The 24478-nt window shown below is 66.0% G+C and carries 25 protein-coding genes and 1 tRNA gene; 8 read left to right on the top strand and 18 right to left on the bottom strand.

Annotated features, from left to right (window positions below; genetic code table 11):
- From ABZD10_RS02600 to ABZD10_RS02575, 6 genes are all read right to left on the bottom strand, one after another.
- A partial coding sequence (locus ABZD10_RS02600) for a CoA transferase (RefSeq protein ID WP_372884543.1) occupies window positions 1-211 on the bottom strand: 211 nt, incomplete at its 3' end.
- Between the two features lie 22 nt (window positions 212-233).
- Entirely contained in the window at window positions 234-1061 is an 828-nt protein-coding gene (locus tag ABZD10_RS02595) for an SDR family NAD(P)-dependent oxidoreductase (protein ID WP_372884542.1), read from the bottom strand.
- A 12-nt stretch (window positions 1062-1073) separates the two neighbouring features.
- A complete protein-coding gene (locus ABZD10_RS02590) occupies window positions 1074-2222 on the bottom strand; it encodes an acyl-CoA dehydrogenase family protein (RefSeq protein WP_372884541.1) in 1149 nt (382 codons plus the stop codon).
- 16 nt (window positions 2223-2238) lie between these two features.
- Window positions 2239-2655: a MaoC family dehydratase gene (locus ABZD10_RS02585; protein WP_372884540.1), complete on the bottom strand. Its 417-nt coding sequence runs from the start codon at window positions 2653-2655 to the stop codon at window positions 2239-2241.
- Window positions 2652-3134 carry a MaoC family dehydratase N-terminal domain-containing protein gene (locus ABZD10_RS02580; RefSeq protein ID WP_372884539.1) on the bottom strand — a complete coding sequence of 161 codons (483 nt, stop codon included), beginning with the start codon at window positions 3132-3134 and terminating at the stop codon, window positions 2652-2654. The genes ABZD10_RS02585 and ABZD10_RS02580 overlap by 4 nt, the downstream gene beginning before the upstream one ends.
- 2 nt (window positions 3135-3136) lie before the next feature.
- Window positions 3137-4324, bottom strand: a complete 1188-nt coding sequence (locus tag ABZD10_RS02575) for a lipid-transfer protein (protein WP_372884538.1) — start codon at window positions 4322-4324, stop codon at window positions 3137-3139.
- A gap of 96 nt (window positions 4325-4420) precedes the next feature.
- Here ABZD10_RS02575 and ABZD10_RS02570 point away from each other — a divergent pair, with 96 nt between their 5' ends.
- From ABZD10_RS02570 to hemP, 5 genes are all read left to right on the top strand, one after another.
- Window positions 4421-5356, top strand: a complete 936-nt coding sequence (locus tag ABZD10_RS02570; protein WP_372884537.1) for a LysR family transcriptional regulator — start codon at window positions 4421-4423, stop codon at window positions 5354-5356.
- Between the two features lie 60 nt (window positions 5357-5416).
- Window positions 5417-6418 carry a GlxA family transcriptional regulator gene (locus ABZD10_RS02565; RefSeq protein WP_372884536.1) on the top strand — a complete coding sequence of 334 codons (1002 nt, stop codon included), beginning with the start codon at window positions 5417-5419 and terminating at the stop codon, window positions 6416-6418.
- Between the two features lie 105 nt (window positions 6419-6523).
- Window positions 6524-6600 (top strand) — tRNA-Met (locus tag ABZD10_RS02560).
- A gap of 252 nt (window positions 6601-6852) precedes the next feature.
- Window positions 6853-9168 carry a response regulator gene (locus ABZD10_RS02555; RefSeq protein WP_372884535.1) on the top strand — a complete coding sequence of 772 codons (2316 nt, stop codon included), beginning with the start codon at window positions 6853-6855 and terminating at the stop codon, window positions 9166-9168.
- A gap of 183 nt (window positions 9169-9351) precedes the next feature.
- Window positions 9352-9507, top strand: a complete 156-nt coding sequence (hemP, locus tag ABZD10_RS02550; protein WP_372884534.1) for a hemin uptake protein HemP — start codon at window positions 9352-9354, stop codon at window positions 9505-9507.
- A 92-nt stretch (window positions 9508-9599) separates the two neighbouring features.
- Here the strand turns inward: hemP and ABZD10_RS02545 are convergent, their stop codons facing one another.
- Both ABZD10_RS02545 and ABZD10_RS02540 read right to left on the bottom strand, forming a co-directional pair.
- Window positions 9600-10310 carry a DUF1045 domain-containing protein gene (locus ABZD10_RS02545; protein ID WP_372884533.1) on the bottom strand — a complete coding sequence of 237 codons (711 nt, stop codon included), beginning with the start codon at window positions 10308-10310 and terminating at the stop codon, window positions 9600-9602.
- 294 nt (window positions 10311-10604) lie between these two features.
- Window positions 10605-11348 carry a glycosyltransferase family 32 protein gene (locus ABZD10_RS02540; RefSeq protein ID WP_372884532.1) on the bottom strand — a complete coding sequence of 248 codons (744 nt, stop codon included), beginning with the start codon at window positions 11346-11348 and terminating at the stop codon, window positions 10605-10607.
- A 326-nt stretch (window positions 11349-11674) separates the two neighbouring features.
- On the opposite strand from ABZD10_RS02540, the gene ilvD reads away from it, so the two are divergent.
- On the top strand, window positions 11675-13525 hold the full coding sequence (gene ilvD / locus ABZD10_RS02535; RefSeq protein WP_372884531.1) for a dihydroxy-acid dehydratase: 1851 nt from the start codon (window positions 11675-11677) through the stop codon (window positions 13523-13525).
- A gap of 95 nt (window positions 13526-13620) precedes the next feature.
- Here the strand turns inward: ilvD and ABZD10_RS02530 are convergent, their stop codons facing one another.
- The 9 genes from ABZD10_RS02530 to ABZD10_RS02490 all read right to left on the bottom strand — a co-directional run bounded on the left by ABZD10_RS02530 (window position 13621) and on the right by ABZD10_RS02490 (window position 22005).
- Window positions 13621-14784, bottom strand: coding sequence for an acetyl-CoA C-acyltransferase (locus ABZD10_RS02530; RefSeq protein WP_372884530.1), 1164 nt, complete (start codon window positions 14782-14784; stop codon window positions 13621-13623).
- A complete protein-coding gene (locus tag ABZD10_RS02525; RefSeq protein WP_372884529.1) occupies window positions 14765-16273 on the bottom strand; it encodes an AMP-binding protein in 1509 nt (502 codons plus the stop codon). The genes ABZD10_RS02530 and ABZD10_RS02525 overlap by 20 nt, the downstream gene beginning before the upstream one ends.
- Window positions 16274-16282: 9 nt before the next feature.
- Complete coding sequence (locus ABZD10_RS02520) at window positions 16283-16819, bottom strand: biotin transporter BioY (protein ID WP_372884528.1); 537 nt, start codon at window positions 16817-16819, stop codon at window positions 16283-16285.
- 147 nt (window positions 16820-16966) lie between these two features.
- Window positions 16967-17563 (bottom strand): energy-coupling factor transporter transmembrane protein EcfT, encoded by a 597-nt coding sequence (locus tag ABZD10_RS02515; protein ID WP_372884527.1) that lies wholly within the window; start codon window positions 17561-17563, stop codon window positions 16967-16969.
- The gene (locus ABZD10_RS02510) at window positions 17563-18237 is read right to left on the bottom strand and encodes an energy-coupling factor ABC transporter ATP-binding protein (RefSeq protein WP_372884526.1); all 675 of its coding nucleotides are present in this window, start codon (window positions 18235-18237) and stop codon (window positions 17563-17565) included. Before ABZD10_RS02510 ends, ABZD10_RS02515 begins: the two co-directional genes overlap by 1 nt.
- A gap of 106 nt (window positions 18238-18343) precedes the next feature.
- On the bottom strand, window positions 18344-19744 hold the full coding sequence (locus tag ABZD10_RS02505; RefSeq protein WP_372884525.1) for a TRAP transporter large permease: 1401 nt from the start codon (window positions 19742-19744) through the stop codon (window positions 18344-18346).
- Window position 19745: 1 nt separating this feature from the next.
- Window positions 19746-20387, bottom strand: a complete 642-nt coding sequence (locus ABZD10_RS02500) for a TRAP transporter small permease subunit (protein WP_372884524.1) — start codon at window positions 20385-20387, stop codon at window positions 19746-19748.
- 171 nt (window positions 20388-20558) lie between these two features.
- Window positions 20559-21569 (bottom strand): C4-dicarboxylate TRAP transporter substrate-binding protein, encoded by a 1011-nt coding sequence (locus ABZD10_RS02495; protein ID WP_372884523.1) that lies wholly within the window; start codon window positions 21567-21569, stop codon window positions 20559-20561.
- A 211-nt stretch (window positions 21570-21780) separates the two neighbouring features.
- A complete protein-coding gene (locus tag ABZD10_RS02490) occupies window positions 21781-22005 on the bottom strand; it encodes a DUF1127 domain-containing protein (RefSeq protein ID WP_372884522.1) in 225 nt (74 codons plus the stop codon).
- A gap of 216 nt (window positions 22006-22221) precedes the next feature.
- Between ABZD10_RS02490 and rpe the strand changes: the two genes are divergently transcribed.
- Window positions 22222-22911: a ribulose-phosphate 3-epimerase gene (rpe, locus tag ABZD10_RS02485; protein WP_372884521.1), complete on the top strand. Its 690-nt coding sequence runs from the start codon at window positions 22222-22224 to the stop codon at window positions 22909-22911.
- Window positions 22912-22947: 36 nt separating this feature from the next.
- Here rpe and ABZD10_RS02480 read toward each other — a convergent pair whose 3' ends face one another.
- Window positions 22948-23472, bottom strand: coding sequence for an SH3 domain-containing protein (locus tag ABZD10_RS02480; RefSeq protein ID WP_372884520.1), 525 nt, complete (start codon window positions 23470-23472; stop codon window positions 22948-22950).
- 107 nt (window positions 23473-23579) lie between these two features.
- Between ABZD10_RS02480 and ABZD10_RS02475 the strand changes: the two genes are divergently transcribed.
- Window positions 23580-24478 (top strand): 2-hydroxyacid dehydrogenase (locus tag ABZD10_RS02475; protein WP_372884519.1); only part of this gene is annotated, 899 nt, incomplete at its 3' end.

The following is a 24478-nucleotide window of genomic DNA, read 5'->3' as shown; positions in this document are numbered from 1 at the left end:
TCCTTGCGGTCGCGATGTCCTTCGGGTCTTTCAGATCCAGCGCGATCGAGCGCTTGCCCCGGTCCAGCACGCTGCCATCCGAGGTCACTTGCCCGCCCTTGCCCTTGCGGTGGATGGTGATCACATCGGCGCCGAGGTCGGCCAGCAGCATGGCGGCAAAGGGCCCCGGCCCGAGCCCCTCGATTTCGATGACGCGAATACCGTTCAGCATGCGATCTCCTTTCCTTCCGGGCTCAGCCCAGCGTGAACCCGCCACCCACGGTCAGCACCTGACCCGAGACATAGTTCGATTCCGGGATGCACATCAGATAGACGCCGCCCGCGGCTTCTTCAGGCGTGCCGCCGCGGCCCATCGGCACCATGGCGGCAAAGCCCCCGGCGACCTTGGTCGGGATGCCGATGCCGACCTCGTTGCCATCGACGGTGATGGTCTTCTTTTCATCCGTGGCTTCTGTCAGCCGGGTTTCGATATAGCCGAAGGCGACGCAGTTGACGCAGACCTTGAGCCGCCCCCATTCCTTGGCCAGTGATTTTGTCAGCCCGATCACCCCCGCCTTGGCCGAGGAATAATTGGCCTGACCGACATTGCCGCCGGTGCCCGCGACCGAAGAGATGTTGACCACCTTGCGGAACACTTCGCGGCCCTCTTCGGCCTCTTGCTTGGCGGCGCCCTTGATGAAGCCGCTGGCGGCGCGCAGGATCTGGAACGGGGCTTTGACATGCACGTCCATCATCGCGTCGAACTGATCGTCGGTCATGTGGCCGATCAGAGAATCCCAAGTGTAGCCGGCATTGTTGACGATGATGTCGACGCCGCCGAAGGTTTCGATGCCGGTGCCGATGAAGCGTTCGGCAAAGCCCTTTTCGGTGACGCTGCCGGGCACCGCGACGGCCTTGCCGCCGGCGGATTTGATCTCGTTGACCACGGCCACCGCCGGGTCGACCTCGAGGTCATTCACAACAACCCGCGCCCCTTCCGAGGCCAGTTTCAGCGCCACGGCGCGGCCGATGCCGTTGCCGGCGCCGGTCACATAGGCGGTTTTTCCGTCCAGTTTGCTCATCTCAAATCCCCCTCAATCGGCGTCCAAGGACCGCGCGATCAGTTCCTTCATGATCTCGTTGGTGCCACCATAGATCTTCTGAACCCGCGCGTCGGCGTAAAGCTCGGAGATCAGGTATTCGTTCATGTAACCATATCCGCCATGCAGCTGCAGGCATTCATCGACGATGTCGCATTGCATCTGGCTGCCCCACCATTTGGCCATGGCGGCCTTTTCCGGGGTCAGCTGACCCATCTCCAGCTCGGCCAGGCACTGGTCGAGGAAGGCGGCCAGAAGCTCGATCTTGGTGGCGGCTTCGGCAAGCTGGAAGCGGGTGTTCTGGAAATCCATGATGCGCTGGCCAAAGGCCTTGCGTTCCTTGACATAGGCGAGCGTGGTCTCAAGCGCGCATTGGGCACTTCCCAGGGCACCGAAGCCGAGGATCAGCCGCTCCCAGGGCAGCTGTTTCATCAGCTGGTAAAAGCCCTGGCCCTCGTCATCGCCCAGAAGGTTGGTCTGGGGCACACGCACGTCCTGAAACGACAGTTCGGCGGTGTCGTTGCGTTTCATGCCCAGCTTGTCGAGCTTGCGACCCACTGTATAGCCCTCGAGCCCTTCGGTCTCGATCATGATCAGCGACACGCCTTTCGAGCGCGAGCCGGGGTCGGTCTTGGCCACCAGAACGATCAGATCGGCGCTGGCGCCATTGGTGATGAAGGTCTTGGAGCCGTTGATCAGATATTCGTTGCCGTCCTTGATCGCGGTGGTCTTGACCGCCTGAAGGTCCGAGCCGGTGCCCGGCTCGGTCATGGCGATGGCGGCGACCATCTCGCCGCTGGCCAGTTGCGGCAGCCATTTCGCCTTTTGCTGCTCGGTGCCGAAAGCTGTGATGTAGTGGGTGGCGATATTATGCACCGAAAAGCCCCAGCCGCTGTCGCCGATCTTGGCCTGTTCGAGAAAGGTCACCGCATCGAAATGGCGCGACAGGCCGAGGCCGCCGTGTTCTTCGGGGATGGTGGCGCCGAGAATGCCGATCTCTCCGGCCTTGCGCCAGAAGCTCTTGGGCACCAGCCCGTCGGCTTTCCACTGGTCGCGATGGGGCTGGAACTCGTCCTCGAGGAAGCGGCGTACCGAGGTGGCAAAGGCGTGGTGTTCTTCCTGCATCCAAAGGTGGTTGGGCATGGGGGTCTCCTGCGGTTCAGGCGGCGGAAATCAGCGCTTCGCCGCGCAATGTCTGGGTGCCGTCGTCGATGGTGGCGGTCAAGGCGATGCGCAGCATCGGCGCGCCGTCCTTCTCGAAACGCTCTGCCACGCGCCCCTCGCAGGTCACGGTGGCCCCGACCGGGGTCAGCGCGGTGAAGCGGCTCGACAGGCCTCTGAGCCGGTCGATCCCGGCCCAGTCGGTGGCCACCCGGCCCAGCTGGGCCATCGACAGCATGCCATGGGCAAAGACGTCGTCCATGCCGGCGGCGCGGGCAAAGTCGAGGTCGATATGGATCGGGTTGTGATCGCCCGAGGCACCGGCATAGAGCGCCAGCGTCTTGCGGGTGACCGGGCCGAAGGTGACGCTCGGCAGCAGGTCGCCTTCGCGGGCGGTTCGGGGCGTGACGCTCATGACTGGGCCTCCGGCGGCAGACGATGGATCAGCTTGCGTTCGGCGATGGCCAATGTGCCCCGATCGGGGTGGCGGATCTCCATTTCGAGATGGGCGATTTCCAGCGCGCCCTGCTTGGCATCGCTGAAACCGGTGACGCGGTTGATCACCTCGATCTCGTCGCCGGCGAAGATCAGCCCGTGGTATTCATAGGCCTCGGTGCCGTGCAGCACATAGCGGTTGTCGACGCCGATCAGGTCCTGGATGTCCGTTGCCCCGCTGCGCGCTGCCTGTTTCTGGGCCGCCATTTCCAGCACCACCGGATAGGTCGCCGGGGCCACGACATCGGGGTGTCCGGCGGCGCGTGCGACCCCGGCATCACAATGGATCGGGTCGGTTTCACCGATGGTCTCGGCGAAGAAGGCGAGGGCGCCGCGCTCGACGCGAACGCTGATCGGCGCCGATTCGTACCCGGCGGTGGTGCGATCGAATAGCCCCATGCTCAGGCCGCCTGATACAGGGTCACGACACAGGCGCCGCCCAGGCCGAGGTTGTGTTGCAGCGCGGTGCGGGCGCCTTCGACCTGGCGCCGCTCGGCGGTGCCGCGCAGCTGGTGGGTCAGCTCGTAGCATTGCGCCAGCCCGGTGGCCCCCAGCGGGTGGCCCTTGGACAAGAGCCCACCCGAGGGGTTGGTCACGAATTTGCCGCCGTAGCTATTGTCGCCATCGGCGATGAAACGCGCCGCGCCGCCCTCGGGGCAGAGGCCGAGCCCTTCGTAGGTGATCAGCTCGTTATGGGCGAAGCAATCGTGCAGCTCGACCACATCCACGTCGTCGATGCCGATGCCCGAGGCCTCCTGCACCTGCCGTGCGGCGGCGGCGGTCATGTCATAGCCGACCACCTGCATCATGTCGTGGGCGTCGAAGGTCGAGGCGAAATCGGTGACCATGGCCTGCGCCTTGATCGACACGGTCGTGGGGATGCCGTGCTTTTTGGCAAAGCTCTCCGAGCACAGGATCGCCGCCGCGCCGCCGCAGGTCGGCGGGCAGGCCATCAGCCGGGTCATCACGCCCTCCCACATCATTGGTGCCGCCAGCACCTCGTCTTCGCTGACCTCGCGGTTGAACAGCGCCAGCGGGTTGTTCACCGCATGGCGCGAGGCCTTGGCGCGGATGCGGGCGAACTCGGTCAGCGTGGTGCCGTATTTCTCCATATGCGATTTGCCGGCGCCACCGAAATAGCGCAGCGCCAGCGGCACCTGACCGTTGCCGACTAGATCATCGGTCGCGGTGTCGAAATCGTCGAAGGGGGTCGGGCGGTCGGTCCAGTGGCTGGTCAGGGCGCCGGGCTGCATCTGCTCGAAGCCGACCGCCAACACGCAGTCGGCGGCGCCGCTTTCGATGGCCTGGCGGGCCATGAACAGCGCTGTCGAGCCGGTCGAACAGTTGTTGTTGACGTTGATCACCGGGATGCCGGTCATGCCGACATGATACAGTGCCTTCTGGCCGCAGGTGGAATCGCCGTAGACATAGCCGGCATAGGCCTGCTGGATGTCATCATAGGACAGGCCGGCATCTTTCAGCGCGTCGCGCACCGCCGCCGCCCCCATCTGGTCATAGCTGTCCGAGGCGCCGGGCTTGGCGAATTTGATCATGCCGACGCCGGCAACGATGGCTGCTGTCTTGCTCATCCGAGGCTCCTGATTTCTGAACTTGCGGCAAGTCTGGATTGACTGTTGGCATAAATCAAATTCAATATGATCCTAAAATATTCCGAAAGGGAATGGATGAACCTGACCAAGCTGAGATATGTCGTGGCGGTGGACCGCGAGGGGTCGATCTCGCGTGCGGCGCGGGTGCTGCACATCACCCAGTCGGCGGTGACCAAGGCGGTCGCCGATGTCGAGGCCGAGCTGGCGCTGTCGCTTTTCGACCGCCGCGCCCGGGGCGTGGTGACCACCGCCGAGGGGCGCGATTTCATCGACCGCGCGGCGCGCATCCTGTCCGATATGGACCAGCTGGTCGACGATGCCCGCACCAAGCGCGATTCGCGCGACCGGGTGTTGCGGATCGGTATCGCGCCGCCCTCGCTCGAGGGGCTGATGAACCGCACCATCCGGCATCTGGTGCTGAACCACGAGGCGGTGCGGGTGCAGCTGCGCGGCACCCCGTTCGAGGCCGGCATGCAGCTCTTGCGCCAGGGCGATCTTGACGCGCTGATCGGGCCCAGCCATCCGCTTTCGCCGCAGACCGGGCTGCGCAGCGAACCGCTGCCGCCGCTTCGGGCCTGCATCTTTGCCCGCAAGGGGCATCCGCTGACCGGGCGGCGGTTGCAGGGGCGCGACATCGCCGCCTATCCGATCATCACGCCGGATCTTTCGGGGCCGCATGTGGAGCCGATTCTCGACATCCTCGAGAACCTCGAGGACGAACCCCTGCGGTCGCTGCACATGCTGGAGAACTTTCCGATGGCGGCGGGGATCATCGAGCGTTCGGATGCGGTCGGCACGGTGTCGGTCACCTATGTCCAGAGCCAGGCCTTTCGCACCCGCTTCGAGGCGCTGGATTTCGACATGGGGGCGCCGGTGCCGATGGCGCTGATCACGCGGGGTGAAATGCAACCATCGAAGGCAATGAAATGGCTGCGCGAGGCGCTCGAGGCGCACCCGCCGACGGTGCCGTTGACCCCCGGAATGTCGCTTTTGGCAGAGACAGCGACATAGGGCGCTTGTGACGGCGCCCGGCGAAGGCGTAGGATGGTTCAAATCAAAGGAAATCCCGGTATGATCGGCGGACTGGTCCCCAAAGGCGTTGCCCATTTCGAGCTCGACACCACCCCCGAGCCCGAGAATTTCGTGTTCCTGCTGCTGCCCAACCTGTCGATGCTGGCCTTCAGTGCCGCCATCGAACCGCTGCGCATCGCCAATCAGCTTACCGGCAAGGTGCTTTATCGCTGGACCATGATGTCCGAGGACGGCCAGAGCGTGCGCTGTTCCAACGGGGTCGAACTGGGGGTCGATCGGGCGATCGGCGACACCCCGAACGGGGCCTATGTCTTTGCCTGTTCCGGCGTCGAGCCGGAAAAGGCCAGCTCGGGCCGGGCGGCCGACTGGATCCGCTATCAGTGGCGCACCGGGCGGGTGGTCGGAGGCCTGTGCACCGGCGCCTACACGCTGGCCCGGGCGGGCATTCTGGGGGGGCGGAAATTTACCCTGCACTGGGAAAACCAGCTGCCCTTCCGCGAGCGATATCCCGATCTCGACGTGCAGGAACAGCTGTTCGTGGTCGATGATCGCATCATGACCTGTGGCGGCGGCGCGGCGGCCACCGACCTGTTCCTGAAACTGATCTACGAGCGGCACGGGCCGATGCTCAGCCAGGCGGTGCTGAACATGTGCCTGCATTTCGTCCACCGCTCGGATGCCGACAGCCAGCAATCGTCGAAATCCGCGGCCCTTGGGATCCGCAATCAGAAGCTTTTGCAGATCATCAATCTTTTCGATGCCGAGATCGACCAGGAAATCGACCTCGATGAGGTCGCCGCCAATGCCGGCATCTCGCGGCGGCAGATGGAGCGGCTGTTCGCCCATCACCTGAACCGCACGCCGCGCCGCTATCTGATGGACCTGCGGTTGCAGCGGGCGCGGGGCTTGATGGCCGAAACCGACCTGCCGGTGGCCGAGGTCGCTGCGGCCTGCGGCTTTGCCACGACCGAGCATTTCTCCAAGCGCTTCCGCGAGCGTTTCGGTGTTTCTCCCTACAGTTTTTCGGTGGCCACCGCCTGACGGGCGACCCGGCGGGGGCGCGGGGCGGAGACACGACAAAATCTCGGTCCGGCGGAATTTTCGTCTTGACCCCACGCCGCGACTCCAATAAATCGCGACCACCGTGGCGGTATAGCTCAGTTGGTTAGAGCAGCGGAATCATAATCCGCGTGTCCGGGGTTCAAGTCCCTGTACCGCCACCACTTTTCCCCTTGTCCAGCGTCTCTTCCGTTATCGCCCCCCCGCGCTGTGCGGATCCGTGCCGTGGACCGGGCGCTCGGGCGGTGCGGTGCCAGTTGTGGCCTGCAGGCGCGCGCGGGGCGCATCCGGCCGTGGCCCGTTAACGAAATCTTTGAGGTAGGCCCCTATTCCTGAGGGCGACGGCATGCCCGGGCGCGAAACACCCCGCAACAGGGACATCGCGATTGCATCCCGTCAGGGAAAAGGGTGCGCCGATGACACGATGGGGAATCACCGCACAGTTCGTCTGTTCCTTGTTTGTTGCGGCGAGCCTGGTAACGTTTCTGCTTGATGAATACGAGCGCCGATCCGAGCGGCGCCAGCTTGATGAATACCTTCAGGAACAGGCGGGGCTGACCGTGTCGCTTCTCAACGGGCTGATTCTGGAAACCATCATCGCCCAGGACATCCCCCAGCTGGAATCCGCAATGCAGGAGGTCATCAACCGCAATCAGCGGCTGGTGTCGATCGAGCTTCGCGACACCGAAGGCCGCATCCTGGTCAGCGCGCCGCCAAAGCACCTGCGGCGCGAAGACGAGCTGACCTCTTTCGAAAGCGACATCACAGCCCACGGGCAGGTCTATGGCAGCATGACGGTGGAATGGTCGACCCGCGAGGGGCAGGCGATGATCGCGCAGAAGGTGCTCCAGGCCCGGTTCACGACCATTGTCGCCGTGGCCGGGCTTTCGGTGCTGTTCCTGGTTCTGGCCAATGTGCTGGCGATGCGGCCGTTGCGGCTGGTGCACCAGCGCATGGCCGCGGCGCTCGACCAGCGTCGGGGTGGGCACTACCCGATGCCGTGGTATGTCTCGCATGAACTGGGGGCGCTGAACGCCTCGGTCGGGGTTCTCGAGGAGCACCTGACCAAAAGCGAGGAGCGGGAACGCGACCTCGGCCGGGCGCGCCGCGAGGCGGAGATTGCCAATCGTGCCAAGTCGGAATTTCTGGCCAACATGAGCCATGAAATCCGCACCCCGATGAACGGCATCATCGGCATGGCGGACCTGCTTCAGGAAACCACGCTGGATCCCGATCAGAAGCTCTATGCCGATACGATCACCAAATCCGGCCTGTCGCTTCTCGACATCATCAACGACATTCTCGACTTCTCGAAAATCGAGGCCGGCAAGATCTCGGTCGACAGCGCGCCCTTTGATCTGCGCAGCCTGTGCGAGGACGTGATGGCGCTGCTTTCGGTCAAGGCGGCCTCGGCCGGGGTCGAGGCGGTGCTGCGCTATGATCCGGCGCTGCCCGACGGCTTTCTCGGCGATGCCGGCCGCATCCGGCAGATCCTGACCAACATCGCCGGCAATGCGGTCAAGTTCACCGGTGCGGGGCATGTCTGTCTGGCCGTCGAAGCCGGCGAAAGCAAAGGGGCGAAAGGGGTGCTGATCCGTGTGAGCGACACCGGGATCGGCATTCCCGAAAGCCAGATCGGCAAGATCTTCAGCGCCTTCGAACAGGTCGACATGGCCGATACGCGCCGGTTCGAGGGCACCGGGCTGGGGTTGGCGATCTGTTCGCGCTTCGTGGCGCTGATGCAAGGGTGGATCAAGGCCGAGTCGACACCCGGAGTGGGCTCGGTCTTCACCCTGTTCCTGCCGCTACGGGTGGCCGAGCTGCCGGGGCCGGTCGCGCCCCCGCCGCGCGCCTGCCTGAAGGGAGTCCGGGTTCTGGTGGTCGACGATCTCAAGATCAACCGCATCATTCTGGAAGAGCAGCTGGCCAATTGGGGCGCCACCGCGACGCTGGCGACCTCGGGCGCCGAAGCCCTGCAACGGCTGGAGCGGGCCGGGAAGGGTGCTGCTGCGCCGCCCGACCTGGCCATACTGGACTATCAGATGCCGCAGATGAACGGTGCCCAGCTGGCCGCCGCGATCCGCGCCCTGCCCCGATGCGGGGCATTGCCGCTGATCATCCTGTCATCGGCCGGCGAAAGGCTTGGCTCGGACATGCTGCAAGACCTTCGGCACTGCGACATGGCGCTGAAGCCGCTGCGGGCGGCGCAGCTGTTCGAGATGGTGTCGCGGGCGCTGGGCACGGCGCCGCCGACGGACGGGGCGCCAGCGTCTGAACCTGTGCCCCTGCCGGATGACCTGCCGCCACGCGATGTTCTGGTGGTCGAGGACAACAGGACCAATCAGATGGTGGTGAAAAGCATGCTGAAAGGGGCCGGGGGCGTCCTGCGGTTTGCCGACAACGGCCGCGAGGCGGTGGCCGCGTTCGAGCGATCGGCGCCGGATGTGATCTTCATGGACGTGTCGATGCCGGTGATGAACGGAGTCGAGGCCACCCGCGCGATCCGGAGCCTTGAACGAGAGGCGGGCGCCGGCCGCTGCCCGATTATCGCTCTGACCGCCAATGCCCGGCGCGAAGACCGCGACCGCTGCCTCGCGGCCGGCATGGATGATTTCCTGAGCAAGCCGATCCGCAAGGCCGAACTGTTGCAGTCGCTGCGAAAATGGGGCGCGGCGCAGCCATCGATCTCTGCCGATGAGGCCAAGGATCCCAGGCGCCAGAGGCGCGGCTAGGCCGGGTTCAGGGCGCGCGGTCGAGTGGCCAAACACAGCCTGTTGCGGCCCTTTTGCGGGGAACAAGCAGCGCGATAAGCAGGGTAACAAGCAGGGTGATTGACAAACCTGATAAAAAGAGTAAGAAATGAATCGCAGACAGGAAAGCGCCGCCGACCGGCTATTCAGGAAAGGTAATCAGCCATGCAAGACCCCGCCAATGCGACCCTCGCCGAGTTCCACCCGATTCATGATGCGCGCGAACTGACCCAAGGGGCGATCCAGGCGCGGATCGTGCTTGACGAACAGGTCTATACCCTGCGCATCACCCGCGCCAACAAGCTGATCCTGACCAAGTGACCGGGTGTCGGGGGCATCGGTGATCCTGTGGCTGGCTGCACGACGCAACGCCAGCTCTACCGCCATGCCCGTTCGCACGCCCACGGGTGACGTTATCGGGGCCGCGCGTGTTCCGGACCCGGCCCCAGCGCATAGCGGGCAATGCTGTGGAAATCGCCCTGGTGATCCTCGCCGACAAGGGTCAGGTCGTCGATCGTGACCGGCCGGTCGAGCAGGGGCGCCAGAGCCTTTTGCAGGGCGCCGGCCACCCCGTCGATCTCACTGCGCGGCAGCCGCCCGGTCAGGGTGAGGTGAAAACGGAACTCCTCCATCACATAAGGATAGCCCCAGCGCATCAGCAAAGCCTCTTGCCGTGGCGAGAGGCGCGCCTGCCGCCGCCGTGCCAGCTCGGCGGGCTCGGGGGCGGCGCGATGAGGATCGAGATCGCGCGTCACCCGCGCCGCCAGATCCCGCAGCGGCCCGTCGTCGCCGGTCGCGGTCAGCGCCAGAAAACGGCCCATTCGGGTCAGGGTCAGCGCTTCGATGACAACCGGCGGCAGCGTCGAGGCTAGAGCCTTGCATGCCTGCTGCAGCGCGGCCTGCGATGTGCCGGGGGCCAGTGCGAAGGGCGGTTTCAGCGTCGCGTGGAACCCGTATCGGCGCGGCTGCGTGGTGAGATCGCGTGGATCCTGCGTCAGGCCGGGCACCTCGGGCCGGGGCGGCGGTCGGCCGGTGGCCAGGTCACGGCCCAGCCATGCGGCGCCGAAATGGGCCAGCGGACCCGGGCGCGGCGTGTAATAGATTGCAAAACGGCGAAATGTCACGCGCGCCTTCCTTTCGCTCGATAATGCCCTGCGGTGCGGGCGCGACACCGCCGGCACTGCCCTGCCGATATGAGCCGAACCGGCGGCTTTGCGCAATCGTCTTGCCCCGTGGCCCCATGATCCACGGCCCCGATGTGACCGGGGCTGCACGCGCCGGACGCGGCGCCGGCTTTGCGGGGCCGCACTTCGGGCCTTTGCTGTGGGCCTTTACTGTGGGTCTTTACTGTGGGCCTTTGCTGCTTCCGAAGGCTTCCGCCTTGCGCCCCAAAACCCTTCGCAGCGGGCTGCTGCGGCTCAGCGCCAGTGGCGACTGAGCTTGCGCCAGGCCACCACCACCGACATCGGTTTCCAGCTGCCCATGCCGAAATGCACCACCTCGCGCCGGTGAAAGGCGGGCCGGTCGACGAAACGCACACCGTCGATCACGATCGCGCGCCGGCGCCGCAGACGGCGCACCAACTCGGGCGCATCGTGCCCGCGCGCCGCGAGCCAGTCGTAGATCACGTCGGTCAGCACCCCTGGGCCGGTCTTCTTGATCGTCCAATCCGGGTGCTGCTCGGTGAAGAAAGGGTCGCTCAGGTTGATCTCGATCCGTCGCACCACCTCGTCGAGGATCGGGTGGCCGGGGCAGAAGGCGAAGGTCCAGTTGCAGAAGGCGACGATATTGTCGTGCCAGCGCAGTTCCATGTTGTAGGCGCCGCCCGAGCGGACATGCCCCTGCGGCTGCCAGTTGCGGTACCGGTTGAGATAATCGCCGTCGATGCCGATCACCGCCTGGTCACCGGCTTCGATCCAGTCCGACAGCGGCCTGCGGCAGATGGTGTCGGCATCGCTGTAAAGCCCGCCGTGATGCAGCACCACCAGATAGCGCCAGAAATCCGATTTCTCGACCGGGGTCAGCCGCTGGTAGGTCGCGAGATGCTGCGGCCAGACCGAGGTGATGAAGGCCAGGCAGTCGGCGTCGTCGAAGAAATCGATCTGCCAGTCCGGGTTCTGCTGCGGCCATGTCCGCACCCAGCGCCGCATCGGGCGCTGCATCTGGTCCGGGTCCTTGGTCTTCCAGGTCTGAAAGACGCGACGGGGTATGGCGGGGGCGGGCGGAATCGCGGATCTCCTCGGGTTCGATCGGGCAGAGCTTATGACCTGTCGCCCGCCCCGGCAACGCCCGCGCAGGCGCCGCGCCGGAAAACGCGACCATTGCACGCAACGGCAGGGGCAGAGGGGGCCGGGTTTCACGGCCCGGGCGCTGGCCCGGCGCCGGTTTTCGGTAACAAATTCGTCGATCTCCCTTGCAAATTCGCTTGTCAACTGGCACCCGTCTGGATCAGCCCGACCAGTCGCGTCATCTATCCGAGGAGAGCCCCATGCCCGATCTTCGTTCCAAAACATCGACCTCCGGCCGTCGCATGGCCGCCGCCCGCGCGCTGTGGCGCGCGACCGGCATGCAGACCGGGGATTTCGGCAAGCCGATCGTGGCGGTGGTCAATTCCTTCACCGAATTCGTCCCCGGCCATGTGCATCTCAAGGACATGGGCCAGCTGGTGGCGCGCGAGATCGAAAAGGCCGGCGGCGTGGCCAAGGAAATGAACACCATCGCCGTCGATGACGGCATCGCCATGGGCCATGACGGCATGCTCTATTCGCTGCCCTCGCGCGAGGTGATCGCCGACAGCGTCGAATACATGGCCAATGCCCATTGCGCCGACGCGCTGGTCTGCATCTCGAACTGCGACAAGATCACGCCCGGCATGCTGATGGCGGCGATGCGGCTCAACATTCCGGCGATCTTCGTGTCGGGCGGCCCGATGGAGGCCGGCAAGGTGATCCTGAAGGACGGCGAGCACAAGGCCGACCTGGTGACCGCCATCGTCGGGGCCACCGACGAAGATCGCAGCGCCGAAGAGGTCGACAAGCTGGAACGCTCGGCCTGTCCGACCTGCGGGTCCTGCTCGGGCATGTTCACCGCCAATTCGATGAACTGCCTGGCCGAGGCGCTGGGCCTGGCGCTGCCGGGCAACGGCTCGCTGCTGGCGACCCATTCCAAGCGTCAGGGCCTGTTCGAGGAAGCCGGGCGCAAGATCGTCGAGCTGTGCGATCGCTGGTACAAGGAGGGCGACGAGACGGCGCTGCCGCGCGGCATCGCCAATTTTGACGCCTTTGAAAACGCGATGATGCTCGACATCGCCATGGGCGGGTCGACCAATACCGTGCTGCACCTGCTGGCGATCGCCCATGAGGGCGAGGTCGATTTCACCATGGCCGACATGGACCGTCTCAGCCGCCAGATCCCGCATCTGTGCAAGGTGGCGCCCTCGACCCCCGACTACCACATGGAGGATGTGCACCGCGCCGGTGGCATCGCGCGGATCATGGGCGAGCTGGACCGCCAGGGCAAGATCCACCGTCATTGCGCCACGGTGCATGAAAAGGATGTCGGCGCCTTCATCGACAAGTGGGACGTGCGCCGCGAAAGCGCCGGCAACGAGGCGCGCGACCTGTTCATCGCGGCGCCGGGCGGCGTGCGCACGACGCAGGCCTTCAGCCAGTCGCGGATGTATGCCGATCTGGACCTTGACACCGAGACCGGCTGCGTGCGCGATTTCGACCACGCCTATAGCCAGGAGGGCGGGCTCTGCGTGCTGTTCGGCAACCTGGCCGAACAGGGCTGCATTCTGAAAACCGCCGGTGTCATCAAGGAAATGTACGAGTTCGAAGGCACCGCCGTGGTTTTCGAAAGCCAGGATGACGCGGTCGAGGGCATTCTCGGCGGCAAGGTCAAGCCGGGCTCGGTGGTGGTGATCCGCTACGAAGGCCCCAAGGGCGGACCGGGCATGCAGGAGATGCTCTACCCGACCGCCTACCTGAAGTCGATGAAGCTCGACACCAGCTGCGCGCTGATCACCGATGGCCGCTTCTCGGGCGGCACCGCCGGCCTGTCGATCGGCCACGCCTCGCCCGAGGCGGCGGAAAAGGGTGTCATCGCGCTGGTCGAAGACGGTGACCGGATCTGCATTTCGGTGCCGGAACGCTCGATCCGGCTTGAGGTGTCGGACGAGGTTCTGGCCACGCGCCGTGCCAACCACCCGCAGGCCGACCGCAAGACCTGGAAAGCCCTGGGCCGCCCGCGCGCGGTGTCCAAGGCGCTCAAGGCCTATGCGGCGCATGTTGCCAATGCGTCGCTCGGCGCGGTGCGGATCGTCGAGGAAGACGAATAACAGCTTGAAATCAAGGGGCAGGGCGTTTCGAAACGCCTTGCCCCAGCGGTTTCAAAACCGCTTGCCAAGCCGCTTCGAAGCGGCTTTTTCCGATTTCAGGGGGTCAGCGGCCGGAAGGCCGCGGTCAGTCCCATGCCGCCGCCGATGCCGATCATCGCCATTGCAAGGCTGTTTTCGGGGGGCGGCATTCTGACCAGCTGGCTGAACAGGCGGGTGACCAGAATGCCGCCCGAGGCGCCGAAAGGATGCCCCAGCGCGATCGCGCCGCCCTGCCTGTTGGGCAGCGCCCCGGGCAGGTCGAGCCGGTCGAGGCTGGCCAGCACCTGCGCTGCGAAGGCCTCGTTGAATTCAAGGTGGGTGAGGTTCCCGAGGGCGAGATCGGGGCGGCGGGCCAGCAGCCTGCGGGTCGAGGCCACCGGGCCGATGCCAAGAAGATGGGGGTCGACCCCGGCCAGCGCCGCCGCTTCGAAGCCAAGGGCACGCTCATGGCCAAGGCGGCGCGCCATCGCCCGCGAGGTGACGACGACGACCGCAGCGCCATCGTTCAAGGGGCAGCTGTTGGCCACCGTGACGCTGCCGCCCGGGCCCGAGACCGGGCGCAGCCGTGCCAGGCGTTCCGGGGTCAGATCGGCCCTGGGGCATTCGTCGCGGGTCTGGCCCGCCACCGCCACGATCTCGGCATCGAAGGCGCCAGCCGCCTGCGCCGCCACGGCGCGGGCATGGGATTGCAGCGCATATGCGTCCTGACGGGCGCGGCTGATGTCATGGGCACGGGCGACGTTCTCTGCCGCCGCGATCATCTCTGGGTCGCCGATTGCCTCGGGGGCAAACCGGGCCCGCTCGTAGGGCACATAGCCATTGTCCGAGGGCATGGCGCGCTGTGGTCGTCGGCTGCGGCTTTCGACCCCGCCGGCCACGAACAGGTCGCCGGCCCCGGCCTCGATCAGGCGGCAGGCCTGGATCACCGCCTCGAGCCCGGCGCCACACTGGCGGTCGGTGGTGACCCCGGGGACCGCGACCTCGCCCCAGGCGCCCAGCGCCGCAAGCCGGGCGACATTGCCGCCCGGCCCGGCGGCATTGCCGAGGATCACGTCGTCGATCTGATGCGGCGCCGCCCCGGCATCCTCGAGCGCGGCGCGCATCACCGGGGCGGCAAGATCCTCTATCTCGACGCTGCGGAACATGCCGCCGGCGCGGCCGATGGCGCTGCGCCGGGCGGCGACGATCACCGGCTGGCGGTCAGTTGGCAAGGGTGACAAGACGCGCATCCTTGCGTTTCAGCCAGTCCATCAGCGTGGCGCGGGCGATCTTGCCGCTGCCGGTCAGCGGCCAGTCGGTCAGCCGGTAGAAATGCCGTGGCAGCTTGTAGCGGGGCAGGGCGATGGCCAGCCGGGCGCGGATCTCGTCGATTGCCGCCTCGCCCTGCAGGATGGCGATGATCTCCTGTCCGCGCGAGGCATGGGTGACCCCCATCACCACGGCGCCTTCGATGCCGGGAATGCCGGCCAGGGCGGTCTCGATCTCCTGCGGGTAGACATTGTGCCCCGAGGTGATGACCATGCCGCCCTCGCGCCCCATGATCGACAGGCTGCCGTCGCTGTTCAGCCGACCGATGTCGCCGACCGTGGCCCATGGGCCCTCGCGGCGGAAACCGCTGTTGCGCCCGCCCCAGAGATAGCCGTCGATCGCCAGATCGCCCCGCACGAAGATGGTGCCGGTCTCGCCCTGCGGCACCTCGGCCCGGTCCTTGCGGATCGACAGCGCCACATGAGGGAAGGGGTGGCCGACACTATGCGCCGGCGCCGATGAGCTTTCGCGGCCATGGGTGTTGAGGCTGACGAAACCCAGTTCCGAGGCGCCGTAGTATTCGTGCAGCCGGGCCTTGGGGAAGGTGTCGCGGGCGCGGGCCAGCAGCTTGGGGTCAAGCTTGGCGCCGGCGGTGGTGATTTCGGTGATCTGCTCCTGCGCCGGGCCGCGGCAGAGAGCGCCAAGCATGGTCGGCACCGCCACGATGCGCCGGGCCTCGGCCATTGCCCGGTGGGCGGCGGCCAGTTCGAAGCTTTCGATGCCGTGAAAACCGGCGCCGAGGTCCAGCGTTTCGGCCAGCGCGTAAAGCGTGATGCCATGGGCCAGCGGGCCGGGGGCGAATGTGTGGCTGTGCTCGGTGAGGGCAAAGGCCTCGCGCCCGGCGCCGAGCGAGGCGCTCCAGGAGTGGCGCGAGCGGGCAAAGCCCTTGGGGCGCGATGTGGTGCCCGAGGTGAAACCGACCATGAAGGTCGTGGCAGGCTCGGTCCACGGCAGCTCCTGGGGCGGGCCGAGAAAGGCGTCGAGATCGGCTGTGTCGACCCGGATCGCCGGGATGCCGAGACGGCCGGCGGCCTCGATCAGCCCGCCCTGCGAGGACAGGCAGAACACCGCGTCCGGCGGCAGGCGGGTCAGGGTCTGGACCAGCAGCGCCTCGGGCCAGCCGGGATCAAGCAGCGCCACCGCATGCGGGGTAGACAGGGCGGTGACGAGCAGGCTGGCCGCCGCCGGGTGGTTGCCTGCCGAGAGGGCGAACAGCCGCCCGCTTTCGGGCAGGGCGACCCCGGGGCGTGGCGCGGCGCCGGGCAGCGCGCTCAGCGCGCCATGCAGGCGGGTGATCCGCTCATGCAGCGTGCCATAGTCCAGCCGGCTGCCGGAAAGACACACCGCCAGCGCATCGGGGCGCTGGCGGGCAAAGGTTCTTATGGCGTTGCATAGCGGCAAGCAGTGCCCTCAGAGGTTCGGGAAGGCCTTGTGCAGCCCCCGGGCGATCATAGTCGCCAGGATCACTTTGACAAGATCGCCGGGCACATAGGCGACCATGATGGTCAGCGACTTTTGCAGGCCCAGCTTGCCGACAAAGGCCATCCACGGAATGCCGACCGCATACATCAGCACGATGCCGCCAAGCGCGATATAGGCCGCGGTGGTGGCGAAGTTGGCGCCGCGGTTGCGTCCGACCAGATAGCCGATCAGCGCGGCACAGAAGGGCCAGGACAGCAGGAAGCCGCCCGAGGTGCCGATGAGCACGCCAAAGCCGCCACGACCACCGGCCAGAAGCGGCAGGCCGACGGCCACCAGGGCGATGAACAGCAGCAGCGCCAGGCCGCCGCGCCGCGCCCCGGCGACGGCGCCGGCCAGCATGACGCCGAGGCTCTGGGCGGTGATCGGCGGCAGGCCGAGCCCGGCAAAGCTGATCGGCGGCATCAGCCCGAGGGCTGCGGTGAGCGCCGCGAAAAGCGCGATATAGACGATGCTCTTGGTGTCCATCTTTCTGGTCCTTTGTCCTGGCGCCGGGGGCTGTCGAGCGGCGTTGCGCCGGCTCGGGTCCCGCCGGCGGGTGGGGGGTAAAGCTGGCGCGGCTGCTACGGAATGCACCGGGGCCGGACAAGGCGTGGCCGGGCGAAATCGCCGATCTTAGGGACGATATCCTCGGGATTCGATGGCATCCGAAATATCGTCCGCCATCTTGATGGTGCGGATCGCCACCGGCATCGCCACAGCGATCACCGATCTTTCCAGCCCGCGCACCTTCTGGGCCTCGCGGACCTCATGCGTGATCTGGGCCAGCACCGGGATGAACCGCAGCGCCAGCGAGATCGCCAGCCCGACCTTGGCCGGGTTGACCCCGAGGGGGCGCAGGAACCGCAGCCCGGCGGTCATGGTGTCGATCATGTCGCTGGAGCGGGTGGTCAGGGTGACAAGGCTGGCAAGCAGGATCAGCGCCGCCAGCCGCAGCACCACATAGGCCGCCAGCGCCGGGCCGGAAAACCACCATTGCAGGGCGAAGAACAGGCCGAAGATCCAGATCAGCGGGCGCAGCTGGGCCCAGGCCTGTTTCAGCGTCAGCCGCGCCAGCAGGTAGAGCGCCAGCACCAGACCCAGCGCCAGCAAGGTCAGGGGCAGGCTCTGGTTGAGGAACAGCAGCGTCGCCCCGACCATCATCACCAGCATCTTGGGCGCCGGGGACATGCGGTGCAGGACCGAGGTGCCGGGAGAATAGAGATCGAGCATCAGGACATGCTTTCGACATAGGCCGGGATCGCCCTGTCGGGCCGGTCATCGGCAATCACCTGACCGTCGTCAAAGACGATCACCCGGTCAAAGCTCCGCAGCATGTCGAGATCGTGGCTGACCAGGATGACGTTTTGCTCCAGCGCCTCGATGGCCTGGGTGACGCGGCGCTTGTTGCGCAGGTCCAGCAGCGTGGTGGGTTCGTCCATGACGATATAGTCGGGCTGCATCACCAGCACCCCGGCAATGGCCAGAAGCTGTTTCTGACCGCCCGACAGCAGGTGCGCCGGGTGCTGGCGCAGGTCGCTCATGTCGTAGCGGGCCAGGATCTCGGCGGTCTTGCGGGCGATCTCTTCCTTGGCAAAGCCGAGGTTCTTCATGCCGAAGGCGAGGTCTTCCTCGACCACCGGGAAGACGATCTGGTTGTCGGGGTTCTGGAACACGAAGCCGACCCGGCGGCGGATGGCCTTGCCGTCCTTGCGGGTGTCCTTGCCGTCGACCAGCACCCGGCCCCGGCTGGGTTCCACCAGCCCGTTGAGAAGCCGCGCGAAGGAGGATTTGCTCGATCCGTTGGCGCCGACGATGGCGATGCGCCTTTCGTCGAGGGTCAGCGAGACCTCGCGCAGGACGGTGCGGTCGCCGTAGGACAAGGTGACGTTTTCGAGTTCGATCATGGGGCGCGCCTGTGCTGCGGGATGCGCGCTCATAGCGCAAATGGCGCGGCGGTTGAAGGGGGGGCCTCCGGCGGGGATATTTGCCGCAAGAGAAAGCCCCCTCGGGTCACACCTGCGCGGGCAGCCAGAGCACGATCCAGGGGAAGGCCACCAGCAGGGCGATGGTGATCGCGTCGGCGATGAAGAAGGGCGCGACGCCGCGGAACACGTCCTGCACGCTGACCTCGGGGCGGACCCCGGCGACCACGAAGCAGTTGAGCCCGATCGGCGGGGTGATGAGGCAGAACTCGGCCATCTTGACCACAAGGATGCCGAACCAGATGGCACACATCGGACCCGACATGCCGAAGGCGCTGTCGGCGGCCGAGACCATCTCGCCGCCATTCAGCGCCATCACCGCCGGGTAGACCACCGGCAGGGTCAGCAAGAGCATGCCGATCGCGTCCATGAACATGCCCAGCACCGCATAGGCCAGCAGGATCAGGATCAGCGTCAGCATCGGCGACTGGTCAAGCCCGGTGATGAATTCGGCGAAGGCGCCGGGCAGGTCGGCAAAGCCGAGGAAGCGGACATAGATCAGCACCCCCCAGATGATGGTGAAGATCATCACCGCCAGTTTCGCGGTTTCCAAGAGCGCGTCGCGGAACTGGCGCCAGCGCATGCCCTTCCACAGGGCCATCAGGAACACCACGAAGGCGCCCAATGCGCCGCCTTCCGTGGGCGTGCCCCAGGCGTCGCCGCCGAAGGGGTTGTAGATGAAGAAGATGATGATCAGCACCACGAAGAAGATCGGCATCGCCGGCGGCAGGGCGCGCAGGCGCTCGCCCCAGGAAAAGCCGCCGACCGGGGGGCCGAACTTGGGCAGGGTCAGCGCCATGGTGACAATCAAAAGCCCGTAGATCAGCGCCGAGAAAGCGCCCGGAATGAAGCCCGCCAACAGTAGTTTTCCGACGTCCTGCTCGACGATGATGGCATAGATCACCAGGATCGCCGAGGGCGGGATCAGCGAGGCCAGGGTGCCGCCCGCCGCCACCACGCCGGCGGCGAAACGCTTGTCGTACCCGAGCTTCAGCATCTCGGGGATGGCGATGCGGGCGAAGACCGCCGAGGTCGCGACCGAGGCGCCCGAGACCGCCGCGAAACCGGCGGTGGCAAAGACGGTCGACACGGCGAGCCCGCCGGGCAGCCAGCCGACCCATTTCTTGGCGGCGTCGAACAGGGCCCGGGTCAGCCCGGCGTAATAGGCGAGATAGCCGATCAGGATGAAGGTCGGGATCAGCGACAGCGCCTGGGTCGAGACCTTGGAATGCGGCACCTGTCCGGCCACCTTGACCGAGACCGTGATCGCCTTGCCCAGCTTGTCGGGGGCATAGCCGAACTTGGCCCAGAAGATCCACACCAGCCCGACCAGCCCGGCCATGCCGGCGGCAAATGCGACCCGCATGCCAAAGAGGACAAAGAGCACCATCACGCCCGAGACCACCAGGCCAATGTCGATCGGTTCCATCTCAGGCCTCCCGGTTGCCGTTGTCGCCAAGCAGCGCCGCTTCCTCGGCGGCCTGCTGGGCGGCGGATTTGATCATCGGCACCGCCACCGGCGCGGAAAGCCCGAACAGAAAGGCCCGGCCATAGCCCCAGAGCTGGAGCGTGAAGCGCAGGCACAGCGTCGTGAAGGCCACCGGCGCCAACAGCTTGGCCGGCCAGATCGGCAGGGCGATGTCGATCGAGCTGTCATTGGACCATAAGGGGCGCGAAAAATCGAAGCTGCGCAGGAAGTGCTCCCAGCTGCCCCAGACCAGAAGGACCATCAGGATCAGGGCGGCCAATGTGGTGATGAACTCGGCGGCCCAGAGCGCTCGCCCCGACAGCCTGCCGATCAGGATGTCCATGCGGATATGGGTGCCGTCGCGCTGGGTATAGGCGATGCCCATGAAGGCGATCAGCGGCATCAGCTGCTCGATCCAGTCGACATAGCCCGGCACCGGCATGTTGATCGCGTTGCGCCCCGAGACCGAGACCACGGCAAAGAGCATGGTGGCGAAGACCGCCAGCCCCGAGATCAGCGCCAGGCCCATCTCGAGCCGGTAAAGCGCGCGGTCCAGCCGGCTGAGCGGGCTGCCGTCTTCCAGAACCGAGGATGCTGCGGCCATGGTCTTTCCTTCGTCAGAGGGGATGTTTTCGGGCAGCGCCCGGCGCGGCGGACGCGCCACCGGAAACGGGGCTGACCCGCCTGCGGTTTTCTCTTGCCGCAAATATCCCGGGGGAGTCCGGTCCGGGCGGGCCCGGTCCGGACGGGGGCGGCGCCCCCTGTCCCGCGCCTGTTACATGCGCTGTTTCTTCAGGGTCTCGATCACCAGATCATAAAGCTCCTGCGCCGGGATGCCCTGGGCCGACATGTCGGCGATCCAGGCCTCGCGGATCGGATCCGCCGCCTTGGCGCGGAAGGCCGCAAGCTCGTCCTCGGACAGGGTCACCCGGGTGACGTTCTTCTCGGCCAGGATACCTTCCCATTTCTCCAGCAGGCTGCCGTAATTGGCAAGGTAATGGGCGATCGCCTCATCCACCGAACCGTCGAGCGCCGCGCGTTCACTGTCCGACAGCATCTCATAGGCGTCGGTATTGACCACCACCGGGCAATTGACCGTGCCGGGGTTGAGATTGGCGGTCCACCATTCGGCCTGGTCGATGGTGCGGAAGGCGAGATGGGCGTGCTGGGCAAAGGCAACGGTGTCGACGACGCCGCTTTCCATGGCGTTATAGGCCTCGGTCGCGGTCACCGAGGTCGGCACTGCGCCAACGGCGGAAAACGCCTTGCCGATACCGCCTGTGGCGCGCACCCGCATGCCGTCCATCTTGGCCAGCGTGTCACGCGGCTCACCGGTGCCGACAATGTTGTATTGCGGCATCGGCGAGGTCATCAGCAGCTTGGCGTTCCAGCGTGCCAGATCGGCCTGCACCGCCGGGTGGGCATAGACCGCGTGGCTGACCGCGACCTCCTCTTCCAGCGTGTTGACGCCGATGAAGGGCAGTTCCAGCACCGTGATGGTGGGGTTCTTGTCGCGGTGATAGCCGGCGCAGAACTGCGCCATCTCGAAGGCGCCGATGGAAATCCCGTCGAGGTTTTCCTTGTTCTTGCTGAGGCCACCATAGCTGATGTTCATGGTGAATTCGCCGCCGGTCTTTTCCGACACCAGCTCGGCCAGCTTTTCGATATGTTCGGTGAAGGCGCGCCGCTTGCCCCAGACCGAGACATTCCATTCTGTGGCCATGGCCTCGGTGGCAAAGGCCAGCGTCAAGGCCGCAACCGCGGCTTTTCCCAAGATATGCTTCATGTTGTTACTCCCTGATACGCAGATCTCAGCGCCTGCGTTGGTCAGAGGGTAACCGGAGCCATCAGTTATGGGTAGCCCGAATTTCGGGCGACGGCATTGCCGCAGGGTCACGAAACCCGCGCCCGGGCCCGGGTTCGGCGTGCCAAAGCGCGGCACGGGGCCCGGGGCGGATGTCGCGGGCAGGGGCGGCGATTGCCGTCCCGTCGCGGTTTCAGAAGACCAGATAGTTGCGGAACACGTAGCGCACGATGTCGTCGCGCTCGAGGCCGCGCTTGGTCAGTTCGGCGTCGCTCAGGGCATTGAGGCGCTCGATCTGTTTCAGGCGCGGGTCGGCTTCGGCATGGGCGATCATGGCCTGCATGATGGCGCGGAACGGGGCGCTGATGATGTGCAGGATCGGGCTGTGGTGCGGCAGGGAATGCGTGGCGTCGGCCATGGTGGGTTCCGTGTGTCGTGGGGTTTCATATAGTCCATCTACCGGGTCAATCTGGGTGAGGCACCCGCCGATTACCACGGTTGTTTCGACATGGCCGGGTTGCGGATGCTGCAAGGCAGCATTGGCCCTCCGGTACCAGCGATTGCACTTTGCCGCGCCAGCCCCCATTTTCGCCCCAGCTGCGAATCGCCCTCTGAGCCAAGGAAAGGCCTGCCCATGAGCTTTGATCGTTCCATCAAGATCGCCCCCTCCATCCTGTCGGCGGATTTCGCCAATTTCGGCCAGGAGATCCGGGCCATCGAGGCCCAGGGGGCCGACTGGGTGCATGTCGACGTGATGGATGGCCATTTCGTGCCCAACCTGACCTTCGGCCCGCCGGCGGTAAAAGCCTTTCGCCCCCATGTGAAAACCTTCATGGACGTGCATCTGATGATCGCGCCGGTCGATCCCTATATCGAGGCCTATGCCGAGGCCGGGGCCGACATGATCACCGCCCATGTCGAAGCCGGCCCGCATGTGCATCGCACCATGCAGGCGATCAAGGCGCAGGGTGTGAAAGCCGGGGTGTCGCTGAACCCGGGCACGCCGCTGGAAAGCATCGAACACGTGCTGGACCTTGTCGACATGGTGCTGATCATGACCGTGAACCCCGGCTTCGGAGGGCAGAAATTCATCACCTCCGGGGTCGAGAAGACCCGCCGCCTGCGCGAGATGATCGGCGATCGCCCGGTGCATATCCAGATCGACGGCGGTGTCACCACCGAGACCGCGCCCTTGGTGGCCGCCGCCGGGGCGGATGTTCTGGTCGCCGGATCGGCGGTGTTCAAGGGGGGCAGCGTCGCGGCGCCCGAGGTCTACGGCGACAATATCCGCGCCATCCGCGCCGCCGCCGAGGCTGCTCTCTAGGTCATTTGGGGGGCAGAACGCGGCAGGCCGCCGGCGTCAGTCGCGCAGCTCTTCCGCGCCGACACCCCAGAGCGCGGATTTCTGCGCCCAGCCCTTGTAGCGGCCCGAGATCAGCCGGCACCAGGCGGGGCGGCATTCGTCGAGCCGCGCCACCACCCCGAGCTCCAGCAGCGCCACTTGCGGCGCGCCCGATTCGGGGCGGGCGCGAATCGACAGCATGTCCTCTTCGACGATCACCGTGCGCATGCCGGACAAGAGCGAATAATGCACCCAGCCGCCGGCGCCGTCGCGGTCCTGAACCCGGCGCCAGTGGCCGTGTTCGGCGGTGATCTGCAACGGCATGTCGCGCCGGGTCAGCACCCAGTCGATGCGATGGGTCAGCGAGGGGCCGCGCCGGACATTGGCCTTGCCGGCCTTGAGCGAGACATAGCGCGGCATCGGCAGGTTGGTGACCGGACCGCGCTCGGTTCCGCCGACGGCGTCGGCCAGCGCAGCGGTGGCCCCGATCACGAGACATGCCGCCAAGGTGGTCAGCACATGTATGAATACCCGTTTGGACATTTTTGCCTGTTTTCTGCTCTGGATCGGCACGCGGGTTCTTGTGCCCCGTCAGCCTGTGGGGCACTCTGCCAGTAAATCGCTGATTTGAAAAGTATTGGGAGAGCCGGATGCCAAAGGAACGTCTGAGTGTTGTTGTTACGCGACGCCTGCCGGAAGTGGTCGAAACGCGCCTGTCGGAGTTGTTCGACGTGCGCCTGCGCGATGACGATACGCCGATGAGCCGGGGCGAGCTGGCGGCGGCGATGAAGGATGCCGACGTTCTTGTTCCGACCCTGACCGACGTGATCGACGCCAATCTCGTGGCCCAGGCCGGGGACCGGCTGAAGCTGATCGCCAATTACGGCGCCGGGGTCGATCATATCGACGTCGAAAGCGCGCGCCGGCGCGGGGTCCTGGTGTCGAACACGCCGGGGGTCGCGGCGGATGACACTGCCGACATGACCATGGCGATGATCGTCGGGGCGATCCGGCGCATCCCCGAGGGCATCCGGATGATGGATCGCGGCAGCTGGACCGGATGGACCCCGACCGCGATGCTGGGCGGGCGTCTCGGCGGCCGCCGTCTGGGCATTCTCGGCATGGGCCGTATCGGTCAGGCCGTGGCCAAGCGGGCGCGTGCCTTCGGCATGCAGGTGCACTATCACAACCGCCGTCGCCTGCATTCCAGCATCGAAGACGGGCTCGAGGCGACCTATTGGGAAAGCCTCGACCAGATGGTGGCACGTATGGACGTGCTGACCATCCACTGCCCGCATACGCCGGGCACCTTCCACCTGATGAACGCGCGGCGCCTGAAGCTGTTGAAGCCCGACGCCTATCTGATCAACACCTCGCGCGGCGAGGTGGTCGACGAGAACGCGCTGGTGCGGCTGCTGAAATCCGGCGGTATCGCCGGGGCGGCGCTGGACGTCTACGAGCACGGCACCGAGATCAACCCCGATCTGGTGGCGCTGAAAAACGTCGTCACCCTGCCGCATATGGGCTCGGCCACCATCGAGAGCCGGCT

It is taken from the genome of Shimia sp. (genome assembly GCF_041624275.1).
Lineage (GTDB): Bacteria > Pseudomonadota > Alphaproteobacteria > Rhodobacterales > Rhodobacteraceae > Shimia.
The sequence above is the reverse complement of the archived record's forward strand: the minus strand, read 5'-3'. Positions and strand labels throughout refer to the sequence as shown.